1 protein-coding gene is annotated in these 265 nt (G+C 63.8%); it reads left to right on the top strand.

From position 1 onward, the window contains the following. Window positions 1-182 (top strand): heavy-metal-associated domain-containing protein (locus SB822_RS57920; RefSeq protein ID WP_410859215.1); only part of this gene is annotated, 182 nt, incomplete at its 5' end. Window positions 183-265 lie beyond the last annotated feature (83 nt).

Here is a 265-nt window from a genome sequence, read left to right as displayed (position 1 = left end):
AGCATTGTGTTGCGGCAGTCACCAACGCTATTCGCGAGCACGACGAAGCCGCGCAAGTGCAGGTAGATCTCGCGGCGGGCCGGGTCGCGGTCGAGTCGACGCAATCGGTCGACGCTTTGAAAGCCGCGATCGACGAGGCCGGCTACACGGTCAAAGGCGTGTCGCCCAGCGCAGCGAGTTAAGGGGAACGCGGATCATGTTCAAGGTCGCAGTCATAGGAGCGTCTGGCCTGCTCGGTCGCGCTGTCGTCGACGAACTGGCGGCT

Origin of the sequence: Paraburkholderia sp. SIMBA_054 (assembly GCF_046534875.1) — a bacterium.
GTDB classification, from domain to species: domain Bacteria; phylum Pseudomonadota; class Gammaproteobacteria; order Burkholderiales; family Burkholderiaceae; genus Paraburkholderia; species Paraburkholderia hospita.
This window is presented reverse-complemented; position numbering and strand designations above follow the sequence as displayed.